14 protein-coding genes and 1 pseudogene are annotated in these 19,262 nt (G+C 40.6%); 6 read left to right on the top strand and 9 right to left on the bottom strand.

What is annotated here, in order from left to right; genetic code table 11:
- The first annotated feature begins 29 nt into the window (after nt 1-29).
- Entirely contained in the window at nt 30-1,697 is a 1,668-nt protein-coding gene (locus tag FIB07_15750; protein NJD54303.1) for an ATP-dependent DNA ligase, read from the top strand.
- Between the two features lie 15 nt (nt 1,698-1,712).
- On the opposite strand, the gene FIB07_15745 is transcribed toward FIB07_15750, so the two are convergent.
- Nucleotides 1,713-2,420, bottom strand: a complete 708-nt coding sequence (locus FIB07_15745; protein NJD54302.1) for a class I SAM-dependent methyltransferase — start codon at nt 2,418-2,420, stop codon at nt 1,713-1,715.
- Between the two features lie 101 nt (nt 2,421-2,521).
- Between FIB07_15745 and FIB07_15740 the strand changes: the two genes are divergently transcribed.
- Nucleotides 2,522-3,700 (top strand): PLP-dependent aminotransferase family protein, encoded by a 1,179-nt coding sequence (locus FIB07_15740; GenBank protein ID NJD54301.1) that lies wholly within the window; start codon nt 2,522-2,524, stop codon nt 3,698-3,700.
- Between the two features lie 36 nt (nt 3,701-3,736).
- Here FIB07_15740 and FIB07_15735 read toward each other — a convergent pair whose 3' ends face one another.
- The 8 genes from FIB07_15735 to FIB07_15700 form a co-directional block, all read right to left on the bottom strand.
- Nucleotides 3,737-4,381 carry a histidinol phosphate phosphatase domain-containing protein gene (locus tag FIB07_15735; protein NJD54300.1) on the bottom strand — a complete coding sequence of 215 codons (645 nt, stop codon included), beginning with the start codon at nt 4,379-4,381 and terminating at the stop codon, nt 3,737-3,739.
- Nucleotides 4,378-4,674 carry a signal recognition particle protein Srp19 gene (locus tag FIB07_15730; protein NJD54299.1) on the bottom strand — a complete coding sequence of 99 codons (297 nt, stop codon included), beginning with the start codon at nt 4,672-4,674 and terminating at the stop codon, nt 4,378-4,380. Before FIB07_15730 ends, FIB07_15735 begins: the two co-directional genes overlap by 4 nt.
- 40 nt (nt 4,675-4,714) lie before the next feature.
- Entirely contained in the window at nt 4,715-5,698 is a 984-nt protein-coding gene (locus tag FIB07_15725; GenBank protein NJD54298.1) for an inorganic phosphate transporter, read from the bottom strand.
- A 43-nt stretch (nt 5,699-5,741) separates the two neighbouring features.
- On the bottom strand, nt 5,742-6,371 hold the full coding sequence (locus FIB07_15720; GenBank protein ID NJD54297.1) for a DUF47 domain-containing protein: 630 nt from the start codon (nt 6,369-6,371) through the stop codon (nt 5,742-5,744).
- Between the two features lie 80 nt (nt 6,372-6,451).
- Complete coding sequence (locus FIB07_15715; GenBank protein ID NJD54296.1) at nt 6,452-7,720, bottom strand: TraB/GumN family protein; 1,269 nt, start codon at nt 7,718-7,720, stop codon at nt 6,452-6,454.
- Nucleotide 7,721: 1 nt separating this feature from the next.
- The gene (locus FIB07_15710) at nt 7,722-8,813 is read right to left on the bottom strand and encodes a CBS domain-containing protein (GenBank protein NJD54295.1); all 1,092 of its coding nucleotides are present in this window, start codon (nt 8,811-8,813) and stop codon (nt 7,722-7,724) included.
- A 268-nt stretch (nt 8,814-9,081) separates the two neighbouring features.
- Nucleotides 9,082-11,268 carry a catalase HPII gene (gene katE, locus FIB07_15705; GenBank protein ID NJD54294.1) on the bottom strand — a complete coding sequence of 729 codons (2,187 nt, stop codon included), beginning with the start codon at nt 11,266-11,268 and terminating at the stop codon, nt 9,082-9,084.
- A gap of 215 nt (nt 11,269-11,483) precedes the next feature.
- Nucleotides 11,484-13,412, bottom strand: a complete 1,929-nt coding sequence (locus FIB07_15700; protein ID NJD54293.1) for a transposase — start codon at nt 13,410-13,412, stop codon at nt 11,484-11,486.
- A gap of 316 nt (nt 13,413-13,728) precedes the next feature.
- On the opposite strand from FIB07_15700, the gene FIB07_15695 reads away from it, so the two are divergent.
- From FIB07_15695 to FIB07_15680, 4 genes and pseudogenes are all read left to right on the top strand, one after another.
- Nucleotides 13,729-14,526 carry a hypothetical protein gene (locus FIB07_15695; GenBank protein ID NJD54292.1) on the top strand — a complete coding sequence of 266 codons (798 nt, stop codon included), beginning with the start codon at nt 13,729-13,731 and terminating at the stop codon, nt 14,524-14,526.
- A gap of 277 nt (nt 14,527-14,803) precedes the next feature.
- Nucleotides 14,804-15,325, top strand: a pseudogene (locus FIB07_15690) (DUF3341 domain-containing protein).
- A 459-nt stretch (nt 15,326-15,784) separates the two neighbouring features.
- On the top strand, nt 15,785-17,698 hold the full coding sequence (gene lonB, locus FIB07_15685; protein NJD54291.1) for an ATP-dependent protease LonB: 1,914 nt from the start codon (nt 15,785-15,787) through the stop codon (nt 17,696-17,698).
- A 7-nt stretch (nt 17,699-17,705) separates the two neighbouring features.
- Nucleotides 17,706-19,034, top strand: coding sequence for a TldD/PmbA family protein (locus tag FIB07_15680; GenBank protein ID NJD54290.1), 1,329 nt, complete (start codon nt 17,706-17,708; stop codon nt 19,032-19,034).
- Nucleotides 19,035-19,262: the final 228 nt, after the last annotated feature.

Here is a 19,262-nt window from a genome sequence, read left to right as displayed (position 1 = left end):
TATTTTTAATTTTATGTTGTTTTATTAATATGACTTATTTTGAAGATTTTGCAAAAGTATGCAGCGCGATAGAACATATTTCGGGTTCTCTTGAAATTACCACGAATGTTTCGGACTTCCTTAAAGAAGTAAGTGATGAGGAGCTTCCGATTGTTACGCGTTTTATCATGGGGCATGTGTTCCCCGTATGGAGCAATAAAGAACTTGGCATTGGCCCCAATCTTCTATACTCTGCAATATCAAGAACATCCTCCCTGCCAGTAAAACGAATTGAAGAACTTATCAAAGAAACAGGGGATGTAGGACTGGCTTTAGAAAAAGCCATCCTGTGCGGCAAAACACATCTCAGTTTCTTTTCCGAAAACGAACAGCTTTCCATCAAAGAAGTATATCTACGGTTTGAAAAGATATCGGAATTAAGCGGAAAAGGTTCACAGGATGCCAAAATAAAAAATCTCCAGTATCTGTTCAGCCAGGCTTTACCCACAGAAATCGTTTATCTTTCACGTTTATCAATCGAGGAGATGCGTATCGGCGTGGGTGAAGGGATAGTTCGAAATGCAATAGCAGAGGCATTTGATGTACCTTCTGAGCTTGTCGAGCGTGGAATTTTGCTGACAAATGATTTAGGTCTTGTCGCAATTACGGCAAAAAATGAAGGAAAAGAGGGACTCATTAAGCTTGGAGTTATGATTAACCGCCCGCTCAGGATGATGCTTGCTCAAATAGGTCCTGGTATTAATGAAACTATAAAAGAAATGGAACATGTGGCAGTGGAATGGAAATATGACGGCGCACGCGTCCAGATCCATAAGAACGGAAATGATATTACGATATATTCAAGAAAGCTTGAGGACGTTACTTCTTCGTTACCGGATCTTGTAAAATCCATACGAACAAATGTATTGGCAGATTCTGTTATTCTTGATGGTGAAGCTGTAGCTATCGGAAAAGATAACAGGCCGAAGCCATTCCAGGAAATACTCAAGCGCTTTCGCAGGAAATATGATGTTTCAACCACTGCAATTGAAATCCCTTTGTGCCTTAACCTTTTTGATATCCTTTATCTAAATGGCGATAGTCTTATCGATATCCCATTGATCAATAGGCGGGAAAAGCTCGAGAAAGTTTGTGAGAAGAATGTTGTTGCAAAACAGATAATAACCGATGATCCTGTAATTATTGAAAATATTTATAATGAAGCGCTTGCTGCGGGACATGAAGGTGTAATGCTTAAAAACCCCGGATCATCCTATTCTCCCGGAAAACGGGGAAAGAACTGGCTTAAATTAAAACCCATCATGGAGACACTTGATCTTGTTGTTATCGGCGGAGAATGGGGAGAAGGAAGACGAACCAAATTCATTGGCTCGTATTTACTGGCCTGCCGTGATCCTGATACTGAAAGATTACTTCCAATCGGGCGGGTAGCGACAGGTATTACAGATGAAAAACTGGAAGAACTCACAAAATTATTCAAGGATCTGATCATTTCAGAAAATGGAATTCACGTGGATATTGAGCCGAAAATTGTTTTTGAAGTGGCTTTTGAGGAAATCCAGAAAAGCCCTAATTACGGATCAGGGTATGCGCTTCGTTTCCCAAGGCTTGTCAATGTGAGAACAGATAAATCAGTAGATGATGCGGATTCGATAGAAAGGATTGAGCAACTTTATATAAGGCAAAAGGGGAGATGAATTCTTGTATTCGTTTTAAAAAGATTTTATCTTCCGGCAAAAATATTCACTTATTAAACAATCTTCAGTATTGGATCGTTCAATATTGAAACCTGCTCTTTCAATTAATCCCTGAAGAATCCAATCAAAGGTACTGTATTCGTCTCTGATATGTATTTTAGTCTCCTCAACAAAGTCGCTACTGAAATCTTTTGATAATTTATTAAGCAAAGCTTCTATATTTTTATCATAGTCAGGATCAAATTTAAAGACAACATCTGATATAAATAATATTCCACCTGGTTTTAACATTTTATTCATGTTTAACAATCCGGCTTGCTTCCAATAATCTGGAAGGTGATGGAATGCCCATTTTGAAAAAATCACGTCAACTTTTTCATCTGGTTGGAAATATAAAAACCCTGAATTAATAAATTCAATATTATTTATTTTATTTACTTTAGCTTTGGATGATGCAATCTTAAGCATTTCTTTGGAAATATCAACAGCATAAATCTTTTTAAAGTAATTTGATGCATGGATAGAAAAGGCACCAGTTCCACACCCAATGTCAATTGCAGTTAAACTCCTTGTATCTGAAATACCTAATTTGTCAGTTAACGTTTTTGCTTCTTTTTTATAGTCACGGAATTTTTCCATTTGGTCATCGTAGATATTTGCATTGTCTTTTTTTGAGTAATCGACTCCAACATGGTTAAATTCATTATAAATCCAATCTTTCATAATTCATCCTTCTGGTCAAACTCCTTCATCTGGATTATCTTGCTCCTTAATACTCAAGAATAGAAAAACTTAACTCGATTTGAGGATTAAAAGGATTCTATATGGACAACAGATTTGCTGACAGAATGAAGACCACCCGTAAGTCTTTCATCAGGGAAATATTGAAAGTTACTCAGCAACCGGAAGTGATTTCATTTGCCGGCGGGCTTCCGAATCCAGGTTTTTTCCCGGTGGAAGAAATTTCAAGAGCCTCCATAAAGGTCCTGGCTGAAGATGGCAGGAATGTTCTTCAATATAGTACGAGTGAAGGATATTTACCTTTGAGAGAATTCATTGCACAAAGATATCTCAGGAAGGGCGGATTAAAGATAGACCCTGACGAGATATTAATTACTAACGGTTCGCAGCAAGGTATTGATCTAATCGGAAAGGTTTTTTTGAACAAAAGTGATAAGGTTGTTATCGAGAGACCGGGATATCTGGGAGCCATTCAGGCATTTTCTATCTTCGAACCAAATTTTCAATCTGTTCCTCTTCTCGATGACGGAATAGAAATTGATTTATTAGAAAAAGCGTTGGGCGAAGACAACGCAAAGCTGTTTTACACGATTCCTAATTTCCAGAATCCATCCGGGATTACCTACTCCGGTCAAAAAAGAAAAGATGTTGCCAGGATTCTCAAAAAGCATGATGTTGTCTGTGTTGAGGATAATGCATATGTTGAATTGAGATTTGCAGGGGAAGATTTGCCTCCCATCAGGAAATATCTGGATGATACAATTCTTTTGGGATCATTTTCAAAAATAATCTCCCCGGGATTGAGAATTGGATGGATATGCGCCGGAAAAGAAATAATGGAGAAATTGATTGTCGCAAAGCAGGCTGCCGACTTGCATTCAAATTACCTTTCACAGAAAATTGTTCATCAGTACCTGAAGGATAATGATATAGACGGGCACATTATGAAAATAAGGGGAGCCTACAGAAAACGGCGGGATTTGATGATTGACATGATGACTGAGTATTTCCCGGAGGAAGCTAAGCATACAAAACCCGAAGGCGGGATGTTTTTATGGGTAACGCTCCCTGAGAGTGTGTCATCACTGGACTTATTCGAGATTGCAGTGAAAGAGAATGTTGCATTCGTTCCTGGTAATCCGTTTTATACCGATGATGGTAGCAAGAATAACACATTGAGATTGAATTTTTCTAATTCTGATGAAGAGCAAATTGAAGAGGGCATCAAAAGGCTGGCGAGATGCCTGAAAAGTCTTATTTGAAATATTCACATATGATGAATGTTTGAGCATTTTACATTAAAGGTTTTTGATCAATTCCGATGGATTCATGACCGTTGCTTTTTTTGCGCCTTTTTCATCAAGACCAGCCCCCATTGCTATCTTGAATGCTGTTTCATCATTTATCAGATCATAAGGCGAATGTGAATCCGTATTCACGATAAGATCTGCGCCGATTTCCTGCGCGATTCTTGCTACATGACCATTCGTCCTGTTGTGGCCGTTTCTTGATGTGATCTCAAGACATATTCCGTTTTCCTTTGCGGTCCTGGCGTCTTCAGGAGTAATAAAACCCGGATGAGCTAGAATATCAATATCAAGCGATACTGCGGCATGATTTGTTCCCTGGGGTACCGGCTCAACTGATGTCTCACCGTGAACAACTATGATCTCGGCGCCCAGTTTTCTTGCCATCTTGACAAGCCCTGGCATTTTAGCAGGAGGGACATGGGTTATTTCAACCCCTGAAAATATCCTTATGTTATAATCGTCTTCAAGGCTCTTCACGTTGCCTACGCAGGAGAGGATATGCTCGATATTCGTATAATCAGCATGGTCTGTTATTGCTATTGCCTTATATCCAAGAACAACTGCGCGCCGAACAAGTTCACTTGGTATGAGCTCCCCATCGCTAAAAGATGAATGTGTATGGAGGTCTATCATTTATTCTTTCCCCGTGCCTTGCTTATATGTTGCGCTATCTGTTTTGTAATCAGTGATTTTGGTCCTTTCTTATCAACAAGCACCCTTCCGCTTTTAACCCACCATGATTGCGGGTGGGCTTTATCAGATTCAACAACAGGAGCAAGATTCAATTCAAGAGCCGCTTTCTCGATCTCTCTTAATACAGGTGATTTTAAAGAATCTTTCATTGAAAGAATCCGCCCTTCTCCCCTTGATTTTGTGGCATCAAGATATACAGGCCAGATAACAAGCTTGGTTTTATCTTTTAACATTATATTCCTTTTATCTTTTTAAAAAGTAATAAGACTTTTCTTAAAACCGGAATATGGCTTTCATTGCCAAGAAAGTCATTCCTGAGATGATCGCTGTTGCAGGAATTGTCAATATCCATGCACCCACGATCTTTCGTGCAATTCCCCATCTGACTGCAGAAAGCTTGTCCGTTGCTCCTACTCCCATAATGGAAGATGATATCACATGCGTGGTGCTGACAGGTATGCCCAATGCCGCCATGCTTGCAAGCACAATGCCGCCTGATGTCTCAGCACAAAAACCCTGATAAGGTCTCAGTTTTGTTATTTTTTGTGCCATGGTCTTAACTATTCTCCATCCACCGAGGAAAGTACCGAGTGAAATGGATATATGGGCTGCAAGTATTACCCATAAAGGCACATTGAATGTTGTAAGTGAACCATAAGCCACAAGTAGCACAGTGATAATTCCCATTGTTTTTTGAGCATCATTCGTACCATGAGTGACAGAATAAAAAAAAGCTGAAAATAGTTGAAGGCGCTTGAAATATATGTTGATCCTGGAAGGCGAGACACGATAAAACACCTTGATGACCAATATTGTCAGTATGAACGCTGCGACCAGTCCAATGATCGGTGATATTACCATGAAGGCAACAACTTTTTCAACTCCGGCTGGATTTATGGAACTGCTGCCTATTGCTACCAGCCCCGCGCCCACAAGACCACCGACAAGCGCATGACTGCTTGATGTGGGAAGCCCGAAATACCATGTGATCAGGTCCCATATTACAGCCCCGACCAGCGCTGAAAAAATCATGAAGACGAGAATTTCCTTGTCCTGCACTATCTCAATATTTATTATACCTTTTCCAATGGTAGCTGCTATGGCTGTTGAAAAGAAAAGGGGGCCTATGAGGTTTCCCACAGCAGCCATTCCAACTGCCTTAACAGGTGACAATACCTTGGTCGCAACAACTGTAGAGATAGCGTTAGCTGAGTCGTGAAAACCATTGATGAAATCAAAGAACAAAGCCAGCACTATTGTAAAGATTATGAATTCCTGTAAAAATAGCAAAATACCACCTTTAACTGTTCTTTACCACTATATCGCTTATTACGTTCGCAGCATCCTCGCATTTATCAGTCGCAAACTCAAGCCTTTCATATATCTCTTTTAATTTCATTATCTCGATAGCGTCTTTTTGCTTGAAAAGCAGGGCTACCGAAGATTTATATATATCATCTGCGACATTTTCAAGCCTGTTAACTTCAATGCATCTTTGTTCTATATCTTTCGGGTTTTTGATGTTTCGAAGCCCGCAAATTGCAAGGTTTAATTCAGTGGCCTGTTTTAAGAGCACTTCAGCTAATTTTATCATATTCTCTTCCGGTCTTTTGATCTCGTAAAGGACAAGACGGGTTGCTGTGCCGTCGATATAATCAAGCACATCATCAAAAGCCGAGGCAAGGGCCGATATATCCTCATGGTCGATAGGAGTTATGAATGTTTTATTCAATTCCTCAAAGATCTCATGGACAAAATCATCTCCCTGGTGCTCTATATCCTTTATTATTTGCTGTTTTTCCTTGATATTTTCATAATTATTAAGCATTTCAAGAAAAGCCTTCGAACCATCAAGAACATTATTTGATTCGTTTTCTAGCATATTAAAAAAGTGTTTATCCTGCGGAATAAGCCATTCTTTCAGTCCCATTTTTCAATCTCCATTCATTCCTTTTATTGTAATAATTCCTGATCTTAATGTTTTCTATTTTGTTCTATGGGTAATGATTGTCAAAACAAAGATTTTAAACTATTTAATCCTGCTTCAAATGCGAGCTTGAGTATATCAAGCGGATTTGTTATTCCAAGATAGTGAACCATAAAAGGTATTGCCACAAAAGTCCCGGCCATACTTCCAAGATTAGCCAGAATTGCAACAAAAATAATCCGGAATAACCTGTTGTGCATTAATTCACTCATGGTATCAGATGTCATTATTGTCTTAAAATCCTGTGTCGTGGGCGGGCGAAGATGCGCTTCTACAAAACCAGCCAGCCAGCCGATAGCCAGGAAAGGGTGCAGGAAGCCGAACCATGCCAGGCTAAGAGCGGTCAAAGCAGATAATGGATGACCCCTGGCAACCAGGACGCCAATTGCTGAAAGTATTCCCTGGGCTAAAAAAAGGTAGAACATTGCAGTAAGAAGCTTCTCAATGGGGTATCCCCCGAAAACTAAAAGAGCAAGCATACCCACGATCATCAAAATGATTGCAATAGTTATGGCTTTTAGCCAGTTAAAACCTTTTTTCGGGATAGTTGAGAGTTCCCTGATGGAAGGTATGGTTTCAGGATCATTTAGATATTTCTGTATTCCCTGCCTGTGGCCCGCACCAACAACTGCTACTACTTTTCCCTGATTGGACAGGTCAACCAGATTCTTTGCCATAAAGGCATCCCTTTCATCAATCAGGACGGTCGCTGCACTGGGAGCAAGTTTTCTTAGTTCACCAACAAGCTGGGTCACGACATCCTCATTTGTAACGGTTTCCATATCTATTTGTTGCGATGATCCGAAACCAAACGAAGCACCGACAAGGGAACCAAAAAGTTTCAATTTTTCAAAAAAGGACATTTTGTTCCAGAAACGTGTTAGTGTAAGCTGGATGTCCCTGTCAATGAGTGCGATTTTTGCCCCCGACTTTTCAGCCTGTTCGATTGCAGCCATCATTTCAGCGCCTGGCTTGACCCCCGTATCAGCGCCAATTTTTTTCTGTACATATGCAAGAAGCCAGTGAAGCATGAAATAATACAATTTTCCTTCACTGAGGAGGTCTTTAACATTGACATCTTTTACCTGTTCTTCGCCCTTGATGGCCTGAAACCTGGCCCTATCAAGTTCAACTGCTACAATATCAGGCTTTTCACGTTCGATTACTTCATTTACCTCAGCAATGCTTTTTTCAGAAACATGAGCTGTCCCCACAATAATTATACTACTCCCTGGTGAGACAGGATTCTGTATATTAAAATTACAGCTTACTTTATAAATACCGTTATTCATGTCATTCCAGTAATTGTACAGACCTCAGGAGGTCTGTTCTTGAAACAATACCTATAATTTTATTATTCTGTGTTATAATTATCCGCCCTATATTATTTGTGGTCATGATTTTTAGTGCTTTTACTGCCTCATCATCATCTTTTAAGCTGATAATCTCTTTGGTCATTATGTTTGAAACATTAATCATTTTTCTCTTTTCCTTCCGGATGCTCTGGACATCTGTGAAAGTTACTATACCTTTTATTTCGGTCCCATCTACAACAGGATATCCCATATGTTTATGCTTGAACATGAAATCCACGAGTTCTTCCACAGTCATACTTGAAGGAACGGTTTTTACATCCTCTGACATTATATCCTTAATTTTCATACCTTCAAGTGTAACATTGACCTGTGTGGATTTTTCCTCTTCCGATGCACCGATGTATATAAAAAATGCAATGAGCATGAACCAGACCCCCCCGGGAACAGTTATAAATCCGACAATGCCCATGAATATTGCAAACATCTTGCCCACATATGCAGCCCTGCTTGTTGCTTTTATATATGGCATCCTGTCTGCAAGCACTGCTCTTAACACCCTTCCCCCATCCATAGGAAATGCAGGAAGTAGATTGAAAATGCAAAGAACTACGTTAATATATCCTATCATCCCGATCAATCGCAGATATGGATTACTCAGCGGTATATTGACTTTAAGGATTTCAAAAAAAATTATAAGTACTGAACCGATCAAAAGGCTGACAGCGGGTCCTGCCAGTGCCATCCTGAACTCTATTTTTGGATTCCTGGGGATATCTTCAAGTGAAGAAACGCCGCCAAAAAGGAAAAGTGTAATTCCCTGTATACTGGAACCGTGTTTTTTGGCAACGTATGAATGACCCAGTTCATGTAATAGGACGCATATGAAAAGCAAGAGCGCTACTGATAAACCGAGAAAATATCGGAACCATAACGGTCCGATATCGCTAAAGCCGAACCCGGGTGGATTATTTGCAAAAATGTATCCGAACACAGGAAGTATCAGAAGAAATGAAATGTGCAATTTAATGGGGATACCCATTAATTTTCCTATTTGAATTGATGAATTCATGAAGTCCTCTCTCCTTTAATTAAGTTTGATATGAGTTCAAAGTTACTTTTTCAATACTTTTCAATACCATATCCTTGATTTGATTTATTATTTGCTATAGTCATTCAGCGTTAAATAACCTGATAGGAATTCAAAAATTAATTGAACGCTCACAGCAAAGAACGCAAAGGGCATAAAGATTTGCTGCTATGCTTTGCGAAGTGGTTGATTTTGGGCATTAAGAGTATGCTTATCTAAAAATAAGCCCTATTTCGGAACAGTATTTTTTCTATCTATTCCAGAAACGATGTTGTGCTATAGCTTTAATAAAGTCTTTTGATGTTGCTCCTTTTGAATGTATATTTACGATTATTCCCTTTGCTGCAAGATCAGTTTCTTGCAAGGTATCCGGCATTTTATTACCAGGATATGATGTCTTCAATAACTCAACACCTTTATCATCCATAGCAATGGCTTTATAATGTTTATAAGCTTCATAAATAAACTGTAGCGCTCTGGCATTTTCTTTTAAGGATGCCGAACCGGGCACATATACCGCATCGAATAGAACTGAAGATGCTGTTAAGAAACTCTGGTCAACTTTTATTTCTTTCCCTGTTGCGCTTTTTATGTATCCAAGTTTGGGAGCTATTATTGCTGTTTGTGCGCCTTCGGCTTCCAGCGCAGATTTCATTTGACTGATTGAAGCTTCATCCACACCATCCGCTGCAAGTATGGCTATTTGTCTTGTCTTGATTGTATTTTTTATGGTGTTAGCCATGCTCAATGCATCAGATTTTTTGATTGATTGCTTTACCTTTACAGGTTGGTATTCCTTCGGGTCGCCGTCTGCGGGAATTATGTGGTTCATCGGGTATTCAGGTTGCCTTGGTACAGGAAGCCCAAGAGCATTTGCAACGTTTGAGGCCAGCGTTTCATCAACCTGGGTGAGTAATCCCACCATACGCTTGCGGATTTCAACACGCTCCACTTTTCCCAATTCAAAACTCAAAGCATCAGTCAGATGTTTTTTCTCTGCATCCGACTGGCTATTATAGAACAGCGTTGCCTGGCTGAAATGGTCAAAGAAACTGCGGCTTCTGCCGCGAACTTTATTTGCTTCAATCCGCTCGGTATAACTGGTAAATCCGCCTTGTGCAGCTTTTGCCTGTATGGGATACCCATCTTCAATAGTATTGGGTTGATAACTGGTGTTGCCGCGATTAATGGTCTGCCTCATATGCCCATCACGTTGATTGTTATGTACAGGGGCTATCGGGCGGTTAATTGGAATTTCATGGAAGTTCGGACCTCCCAGGCGTAAAAGCTGCGTATCAATATAAGAGAACAACCGTCCCTGCAAAAGCGGGTCATTGGTGAAATCGATTCCTGGCACAACATTTCCGGGATGAAAGGCAACCTGTTCGGTTTCAGCAAAGAAATTGTCAGGATTCCGGTTGAGAGTCAATTTACCGATACGTTGCACAGGAACTAATTCTTCGGGAATTATTTTAGTGGGATCGAGCAAATCAAATTCATATTTATGTTCATCTTCTTCAGGAACTATCTGCACGCCTAACTCCCATTCGGGAAATGCACCTTTTTCAATAGCTTCCCACAGGTCCCTGCGGTGGAAGTCCGGGTCTTTACCCGATATCATTTGAGCTTCCTCCCATACTACTGAATGAACGCCCAGCAGGGGTTTCCAGTGGAATTTGACGAAAACCGATTCCCCATCTTCATTTATAAAGCGGAATGTATGTACTCCGAAGCCTTCTATCATACGAAAGCTGCGTGGAATTGCACGGTCTGACATTAACCACATGATCATATGCATCGATTCAGGCGCCAATGATATAAAGTCCCAGAAAGTGTCATGTGCAGAAGACGCCTGTGGTATTTCATTGTGAGGTTCAGGTTTGACAGCATGAACAAAATCAGGGAATTTAATTGCATCCTGGATAAAAAAGACGGGCATATTATTACCCACTAAATCGTAATTTCCCTCTTTTGTATAAAATTTTACTGCAAATCCTCTTACATCCCTCGCCAGGTCAGTAGAGCCACGGGAACCGGCTACTGTTGAAAAACGCACAAATACAGGAGTTTTTTCCGCTGGATCGGTCAGGAATTTTGCCTTCGTATATTTAGCCATTGATTCGTATACCTGGAAGTAACCGTGTGCTCCTGCACCGCGGGCGTGCACAACCCGTTCAGGGATGCGTTCATGATCAAAATGAGTAATTTTTTCACGAAAGAAAAAATCTTCCAAAAGCGTTGGGCCTCTTTCCCCGGCTTTCAGGGAGTTCTGGTTATCATTAATGCGTGCACCCTGGTTGGTAGTAAGAAATTCTTCGGCAGCGGATTCAGTACAACATGCCAGGTCGCTAATTTTTTCATTGATAGTATCTTTTTCAATTTGTTCTTCATTCAATCGTGCAGCTGATGCTTTCCCAACTCTCCCTTTAACTCCCATAATTTTCCTCCAATTCGTAGAATACTATTTTCTATAGTAATCCTTTATTTATAGTAATTCAACTCCCTCTATTGTATAATCATATAATCCATGGTATTTATAATTATATGCCAAGTGGTGCGCATGGTTTTAAAACTGGCCTTATACTCATCTTCCGACAGGGGAAAAACGGGATGACAAATTCCTTAATAACTCAAAGTCTTCAGGTATTTGATCTAATTAATGGGGACTTTAGGAAAAGTCCTGATCGATTTTCTCGTATCCAGAATTTCCTTCCCGGTAATATCCTGTATATCCTTTGTAAAATCCTTCATTTCTGCAAGAACCGTTTTGATATATTCTATATTTTCAATATTCGAGAAAACAGCAAGCAATGCAGCGTATTTTTCCATGAACATCGTGTTTCGGTTTCTTCCAGTCCTCATTCTGATATGCATTCTGCTCTTTATGTGATTCGATTCATCTATTCCATAATGGCTGATTATCCTGATTTCTTCACCATTCATATCTTTCACTTTAACAAAAAGCTCATCCATGTGACCATGACATTTGTGAAAAATCTTCTTTGATATCTCAGAATACTCACCGCCATGTTTTTGACCCTGATCCCTTATTTTGATAATTGTATTGTAAAATTTTTGTTCTATTTCATTTACTTTTGCATGCATGAAATTTTGCTTTTTATCATTGAATTCCCGGCTCACTTGAAGCTCTTTTGTTATTTCTTCAAACCAGGGCTGGATATGTTTGATCCTGTTACAGCACACTTTTATTTCCATAATTTCTGTCAATTTTTTCAGGTATTTTTCAAATTTCAACACAATTTTGACCCCAATGTTATGCTTTGCATTCCACATTACAATTTTTTTGAGTAGTTTCAGAACTTCTATGGTCCTGTTAATAAATTCCAGATATGGCAAAACAAATGGGTAATCCGATTCTCTCTTTAGTGGATATAGAATATATTCTATTGCAAGCATAATCCAGTAATGCTGTGCTATCACTGTTCTTTCATATGATGAAGTTCCATCCATACATGTCTTTTTCAAAGCAACAATCCTGGCAACAATTTTTGTTTTCAAAATTATCCTTTGAAGCTCTTCATATCGATGTTTGAATATGAGAATTCCAAGCCTGCGAACAAAATGATAGTGGCAAACTTGTTGAGAAACCCCGGGAAAAACCTTCGAAACCGAATCAGCGATTTCTTCTGATATATCTCGCACAACAGTAAGCGGTTTTCCGTATTTTTCCCGGATAGATTTAAGAAATGGTATGATGTACTCCCGGCTTTCTAAAGGCATTATACAGCTATCGATTGTAAGTCCTGTCATCTCCTCTCTGGCAGTCAATGTAATTTTATCGCCTGATTTTGTGCCTCTGTCCAGATTAAGTATATACCCTCCATTTTCTTCAAATAATTTCTTCATCTGAGGACATTGTTTGTTATGGAGAACATAGAACCTGAGAAGAAATTCTTCGGACAACAGGGATATCTCACCTGTTGAAATATGGATGCCCTGGCCTTCAAATAGTAGCTGTATTTTTTCACGTGGATAGTTGAATGACCATCTTAAAAGACCAATCGCAATTATCACTTTTGTATCGAAATTTCTCTTTATCGGACAAATTTTTTGGATTGTTGAAATTGTTTCTTTGTTTATGAGGCCGTGATATCGACAATATTTTTTTCTGAAAGAGACTATACATTCACCGGATAATGTTGTTATCTTTCTTTTGTATGTGGTCTGTCTTACCGGATATTCTTCGCAGATCGGGCATCGATCCGGGTTCTTGATATTGAGATCTTCCTGTAGAAGAGGGAGATTGAGTATGTCCTTTTGTTTGAAATCATAGTTAATGCCTATTTTCTCAAGTGCTTCTTTTTTTACTGGTTTTCCCATTTTTTCCAATAGTTCGAATATATTGTTTGGTGTCAATACATCCTGCTTTAGCCTGAGAGCAAGATACGAAAAACGGGCTGGTTCGATAAGTATGTTCTTTGGATGTTCCGGGTCGGAGCCTAATGGCCTAATATATCTTTGAAATACCTTATTTCCAACTCTAACAGACTCTACTTCCGCATAATATGTCCTTACTGCTCCATCTTTGTTCTTTCTTTTGAATGTGCGAGTGAATGACATAATGTAGTGATATTAAATCACTAAATATATATCTCTGCCGAGGAGAGATTTTTATGGGAAAATAAAAAATGAATCATATCTGGTATTGACGAAAACAGCAGGTAAATTTTTATGATTGTTCTATGGAAATTGGCACTTTAAAAATACATTAGATTGACGTTATAAACACTATTACCATAAAATTTATACTATCAATATGCATACAATATAGATGTACTTTTAGTACAAGGAGTGTGAAGTTGTGAATGCAAAAAGAACTAGTACAGAGTCGTCAGAATCTAAACAGAGCAGACAGGGAATGCAATCCGGGGAAAGGATGCAATCCAGACAGGGAATGGGGTCAAGCCACGAAATGAGGGGAACCGAAAGGGGATCGAGGAGCTCTCCAACTGCAACAGCATCTTCCTGGTGGAAGGAAAGGTCAAAGATAATAAAACCAAAACCAGAAGAGCAGGAGAAGCATTATAGGCAAGAGCAGGAGAGGGCAGAACAAGAAGAACAGGGTGGAGAGTATAGGCCTGAGGAGTCGGGAAGATATAGACAGGAAGAATCCGGGAGATTCGGAGGAGAATCACAGAGATATAGATCTGAAGAGCCGGGAAGATATGGTGAGGAAGAATCCGAGAGATTCGGAGGAGAATCACAGATGTCCAGACCTGAATTCGGAAGAGAATCACAGATGTCCAGATTCGAAGAGGAGTCGGGAAGATACGGCGAGGAAGAATCCGAGAGATTTGGAAGAGAGTCACAGATGTCCAGATCTGAAGAGGAGTCGGGAAGATACGGCGAGGAAGAATCCGAGAGATTCGGAAGAGAGTCACAGAAATATAGACCCGAAGAGTCTGGAAGATACAGGCAGGAAGAATCCGAGAGATTCGGAAGAGAATCACAGAGATATAGACCTGAAGAGTCTGGAAGATACAGGCAGGAAGAATCTGAGAGATCCGGAAGGCAGTCGCAGAGATTCGGAAGAGAATCACAGAGATATAGGCCTGAAGAGTCAGGAAGATACGGACAGGAAGAATCCCAGCGATTCGGAAGGGAATCCCAGAGATTTGGAAAAGGGTCAAGGGAGAGTCAACAGGAAGAGGAGTCCTGGAGATTCAGGCAATAAATAATCAGGGAAAATAGTTAGAGAATAAAATAAACTTCTCAAAGAATCCAAAGCGAATCAGGCAAAAAGGCAATTGTGTGACATTGCTATATTGCCTGGTTCTTACCCTGAAAAGTGGTAGAATAACATGTCTTGTTAAAAAATCGTATAAATATACCGGATATTTCCTGGTATTGTGAGAATTTTATCCTTGTGGTTAGAACTTGTCGAAAGCAAGTCGAAAATTACCGGATAATTAAGTTAGAAAAGATATACTAATGAAAGGGAGGTAAATAATATGGCAACAAACAAAGCAGTATTTGGGATCTATAAGACAAGAGTGGGAGTTGAAGCAGCTGTTGATGCTCTAAAAGCTGCAGGTTTTCGCAGCTCTGACATCTCAGTCCTCATGCCTGAAAAGTCAAGTACAAAAGAATTCGCACATGAGAAACACACTAAGGCTCCTGAGGGCGCAGCAACAGGTGCGGGCTCCGGGCTTGTAATCGGAGGGGCTCTTGGATGGCTGGCAGGTATTGGCGCACTGGCAATTCCAGGTGTGGGTCCTTTTATAGCAGCCGGCCCTCTTATGGCAGCTCTGGCTGGCGCTGGTGTTGGCGGTGCTGTTGGTGGAATTGTAGGAGCGCTTGTAGGCATGGGTGTTCCTGAGTATGAGGCAAAAAGATATGAAGGGCTGATTAATAAAGGCGGCATCTTACTATCAGTTCATACAGATAGTTCGGAATGGGCAAAGCGTGCTGAAGAAATCTTGGAAAATACGGGAGCTGAAGATATTTCTACAACAGGAGAGGCAAAGGCAGAAGAAACAGTGCCACCCCGTACCGTAGAGACGGAAAGAGTAGTGTCACCCCATACTGTAGAGAAAGAAACAGTAGTTACTGAGACAGAAACAGTAAAGCCACCCCACGCTGCAGAGAAAGCTCCTTCTACAGAGTATTAGCAGGACTTTTTCAACAGGTTAGTTAGCCGATATCTAACCTGTTCTTTTTATATTTTGTTAATGTGGCAGATTGATTTGAATAACAGGTTCAACTTGCTTGTTCAACTCGCTTTTTTTAGCGGCAGTTCGCTTGTTTTCACTCTCCCCTGAAACATCATATAAAACTCTGATAATCGTAAACTTAATATAAGTTAAATCATATAGACTTTTTGGATGTATAAGCGAAAAAGTTATAAAGGCATATTCTAATTATCATCATTTCCCTAAATGCGATAATCTTAAGTCTAATAAACTAATTATTTATAATATATCAGGTAAAATATGGAAAATACTGAAAACGAAGTAAAGAATCAGGAGCTTCTTGGCGGGTTAGAGATAACATCAACTAAAGATATTGAGGTTCCTAAAAAATTGATCGAACAGGTCATTGGCCAGGAACATGCCGTGGAGGTAGTACGAAAAGCGGCAAACCAGAGAAGACATGTAATGATGCTTGGAACACCGGGAACCGGTAAATCAATGCTTGCAAAAGCAATGGCTGAATTGCTTCCAAAAGAGGAATTACAGGATGTTCTGGTATATAACAATCCGGATGATGCAAATAACCCTAAGATACGGATAGTGCCTGCTGGAAAAGGCAAAGAGATCACCGATGCCCACAAAGTGGAAGCGCAAAAAAGAACAACAGCGCGTAATATGTTTATTATGCTTCTTGTCCTTGGTATCGTGGGATATTCATTTTTTGTAGGGGAATATCTCATGGGAATCATAGCAGCGGTATTAATAGCTATGATGATGCGCCAGTTCATGCCAAAAGAAACTGCTTTGATCCCCAAACTTCTCGTTTCAAACAAGAGCAAGGAGATTGCTCCTTATATTGATGCCACAGGTGCGCATGCAGGCGCGCTTCTTGGAGATGTGCGCCATGACCCGTTCCAGTCAGGCGGACTTGAAACACCAGCTCATGACAGGGTAGAGAGCGGTGCTATTCATAAAGCCCATAAGGGTGTGCTGTTCATTGACGAAATAAATACGCTCAGGATCGAATCCCAGCAGAATCTTTTGACTGCACTCCAGGAAAAGGAATTTGCAATCACAGGACAGTCTGAACGTTCAAGCGGCGCAATGGTCAAAACTGACCCTGTACCCTGTGATTTCATAATGGTGGCAGCTGGAAATCTTGATGCTATCAAGGGGATGCATCCTGCACTTCGCTCGCGTGTCAAAGGCTATGGATATGAAGTATATATGAGCGATACGATAGAGGATAGACCCGAAAACAGGCAAAAGCTTGTCAGGTTCGTTGCCCAGGAAGTTGTAAGGGATGGCAAGATACCTCATTTTGATAAAGGAGCTGTTGAAGAGATTATCCGCGAAGCACGCCGCCGTGCAGGAAGAAAAGGGCATCTGACACTTAAACTCAGGGACCTTGGAGGTCTTGTTCGTGTTGCAGGTGATATTGCACACGGGGAAAACGCACCCCTCACAACAGCTGCGCATGTGTTAAAGGCAAAGAGCATTGCCCGTTCTGTTGAACAGCAGCTTGCGTACCAGTATCTTGAGAGAAGGAAAGATTATAAGCTTTATATAAAGGAGGGTGCACAGGTTGGAAGAGTAAATGGTCTTGCTGTCATGGGTGAGGATTCGGGTATAGTCCTTCCGATTATAGCTGAGGTTGCACCAACGCAGTCCACATCCGAAGGCCATATAATAGCTACAGGAATGCTGAAAAATATTGCACGAGAAGCGGTGCAGAATGTTTCCGCACTTATCAAGAAGACAACTGGCAGGGATATTTCCAGAATGGATGTCCATATCCAGTTCGTGGGAACGTATGAGGGCGTAGAAGGCGATTCAGCAAGTATTTCCATAGCTACGGCGGTACTCTCTGCGATCCAGGGAATACCTATTGACCAGACCGTGGCAATGACCGGATCACTTTCGGTCAGGGGCGATGTGTTGCCTGTAGGAGGCGTCACATACAAGATAGAAGCAGCGGCTCTCGCTGGAATAAAAACTGTCCTCATTCCTAAATCAAATATGGGAGACGTGCTTATTGAAGATGAATATAAGGATTTAATAAAAATAATCCCTGTTTCGAATATTGAAGAAGTACTGGAGTATAGCCTTGTTGGTGTGGAAAAGGATGGTCTTATAGCCACCCTTAAAAAATTCGCTTCAAGAACGAAATTTGCTCTCCCCATCCCTGAACCAAAGCCTATAGGCGCAGTATGAGAAATTCATGGATTTTTATGATACACGTATTATAAAAAGTCTTAGCACATCAATTGTTCTTGACAACGAACAGATACGTGAGATCTCAAATAATTTCTCAAGTGGAGGGGCTATAAGGGTTCTTGACGGCGGCTCATGGGGATTCGTTTCCCTTGATGGCGTTGTTGAGAATCCCGATGCTGCGATCTCATCGGCAGGAAGGCTTGCGGAATCAGCAAGAAACAGGAGTCCAAGGAATCCGGTTGAGCTTGCTCCTATAAAAAATCCCGATATTAAGGATCTTCCGGTGATTAAGGAAATACCACAGGATATTCCTATCGAAGACAAAGTCAAATTACTTCTTGAAATTGAAAAAAGTGCAAAAAAACCCGGGATACAAAGTACAAATGCCGTATATTCCGAATCACTGATAAATGTCAGATATTCGAGTTCCGAAGGGCTTGATTGTGAATATACGTTAACCCGTATTGGTTTTGCGATAAGCTCAATTGCGCAGTCTGGCGGCGTTTACCAGATCGGAAGGGAAAGCAGGTTCGGGGTAATGGGATTTGAGATATTTAAGAAACACGATGCTTTTGCACTTGCAGAGAAGGCAGCTACTACTGCAATAGAGCTTTTATCTGCAAAAACGCCAAAAGCAGGAACATATCCGGTGATCCTTGACCAGGAACTTGCCGGTGTTTTTATCCATGAGGCAGTTGGTCATGCAGTCGAAGCAGACCATGTTCTTGAGGGAAATTCCATCCTTGCGGGAAAAATTGGCGAACAAATAGCATCTCCCCTTATTACGGTCTATGACGATCCATCACTTCATGAATACGGATATTATCCTTTTGATGACGAGGGCTCAGGATCAAAAAGAACTACATTGATACAGAATGGAATATTGAAATCCTTTATTCATTCAAGGGAAACGGCAGGCAAACTTGGCGGAGAATCAAGGAATTCACGCGCCCAGGGGTATGCAAGACCTGTGATCAGGATGAGCAACACTTTCATAGCGCCTGATGGGATGAAATTTGATGAAATGCTCTCTGAATTAAAAGACGGCATTTATCTTAAAGGCTCGCGCGGAGGCCAGGTGAACCCTGGTGAAGGAGTTTTCCAGTTCAATGCAGAGCGCGGGTTCATAGTCAGGAACGGGGAGCTGACAACATCACTCAGGGATGTTTCTTTATCGGGAAATACGCTTGAAATATTAAATAATGTATCAGCAGTTGGAAATGACCTGGAGATGAATTCAGGACGATGCGGTAAAGCGGGCCAGCTTGTGCCTGTCAGCGACGGGGCGCCGCATGTTCTTGTTAACAGGGCGATGGTCGGGGGAAGCGGATGAACTACCAACAGCAGGTGAACTACCTTACGAGTAGGTAGCTTCCTGTTCCATAGTTCTATACTTAGATTATTTAAGCTCAAACAGGCTTGAATTCATGCAGTTTCTGCGGTACTACTTCTATTATCAAATATCTAAAACGAATAGTAAACCTTATCAATAAAACGGTTCTTTTCCAGCGCCTTACATGCCCATAAACATAAAAAATGACAGATGCCATAAAAATATCCG

The organism is Candidatus Methanoperedens sp., from assembly GCA_012026795.1.
GTDB lineage: Archaea > Halobacteriota > Methanosarcinia > Methanosarcinales > Methanoperedenaceae > Methanoperedens.
The sequence above is the reverse complement of the archived record's forward strand: the minus strand, read 5'-3'. Positions and strand labels throughout refer to the sequence as shown.

Bases quoted from the DNA above. Each gene is read 5' to 3' on its own strand.
- FIB07_15750 (NJD54303.1), top strand. From the start codon at position 30: ATGACTTATTTTGAAGATTTTGCAAAAGTATGCAGCGCGATAGAACAT.
- FIB07_15745 (NJD54302.1), bottom strand. From the start codon at position 2,420: ATGAAAGATTGGATTTATAATGAATTTAACCATGTTGGAGTCGATTAC.
- FIB07_15740 (NJD54301.1), top strand. From the start codon at position 2,522: ATGGACAACAGATTTGCTGACAGAATGAAGACCACCCGTAAGTCTTTC.
- FIB07_15735 (NJD54300.1), bottom strand. From the start codon at position 4,381: ATGATAGACCTCCATACACATTCATCTTTTAGCGATGGGGAGCTCATA.
- FIB07_15730 (NJD54299.1), bottom strand. From the start codon at position 4,674: ATGTTAAAAGATAAAACCAAGCTTGTTATCTGGCCTGTATATCTTGAT.
- FIB07_15720 (NJD54297.1), bottom strand. From the start codon at position 6,371: ATGGGACTGAAAGAATGGCTTATTCCGCAGGATAAACACTTTTTTAAT.
- FIB07_15715 (NJD54296.1), bottom strand. From the start codon at position 7,720: ATGAATAACGGTATTTATAAAGTAAGCTGTAATTTTAATATACAGAAT.
- FIB07_15710 (NJD54295.1), bottom strand. From the start codon at position 8,813: ATGAATTCATCAATTCAAATAGGAAAATTAATGGGTATCCCCATTAAA.
- katE (NJD54294.1), bottom strand. From the start codon at position 11,268: ATGGGAGTTAAAGGGAGAGTTGGGAAAGCATCAGCTGCACGATTGAAT.
- FIB07_15700 (NJD54293.1), bottom strand. From the start codon at position 13,412: ATGTCATTCACTCGCACATTCAAAAGAAAGAACAAAGATGGAGCAGTA.
- FIB07_15695 (NJD54292.1), top strand. From the start codon at position 13,729: ATGCAATCCAGACAGGGAATGGGGTCAAGCCACGAAATGAGGGGAACC.
- lonB (NJD54291.1), top strand. From the start codon at position 15,785: ATGGAAAATACTGAAAACGAAGTAAAGAATCAGGAGCTTCTTGGCGGG.
- FIB07_15680 (NJD54290.1), top strand. From the start codon at position 17,706: ATGGATTTTTATGATACACGTATTATAAAAAGTCTTAGCACATCAATT.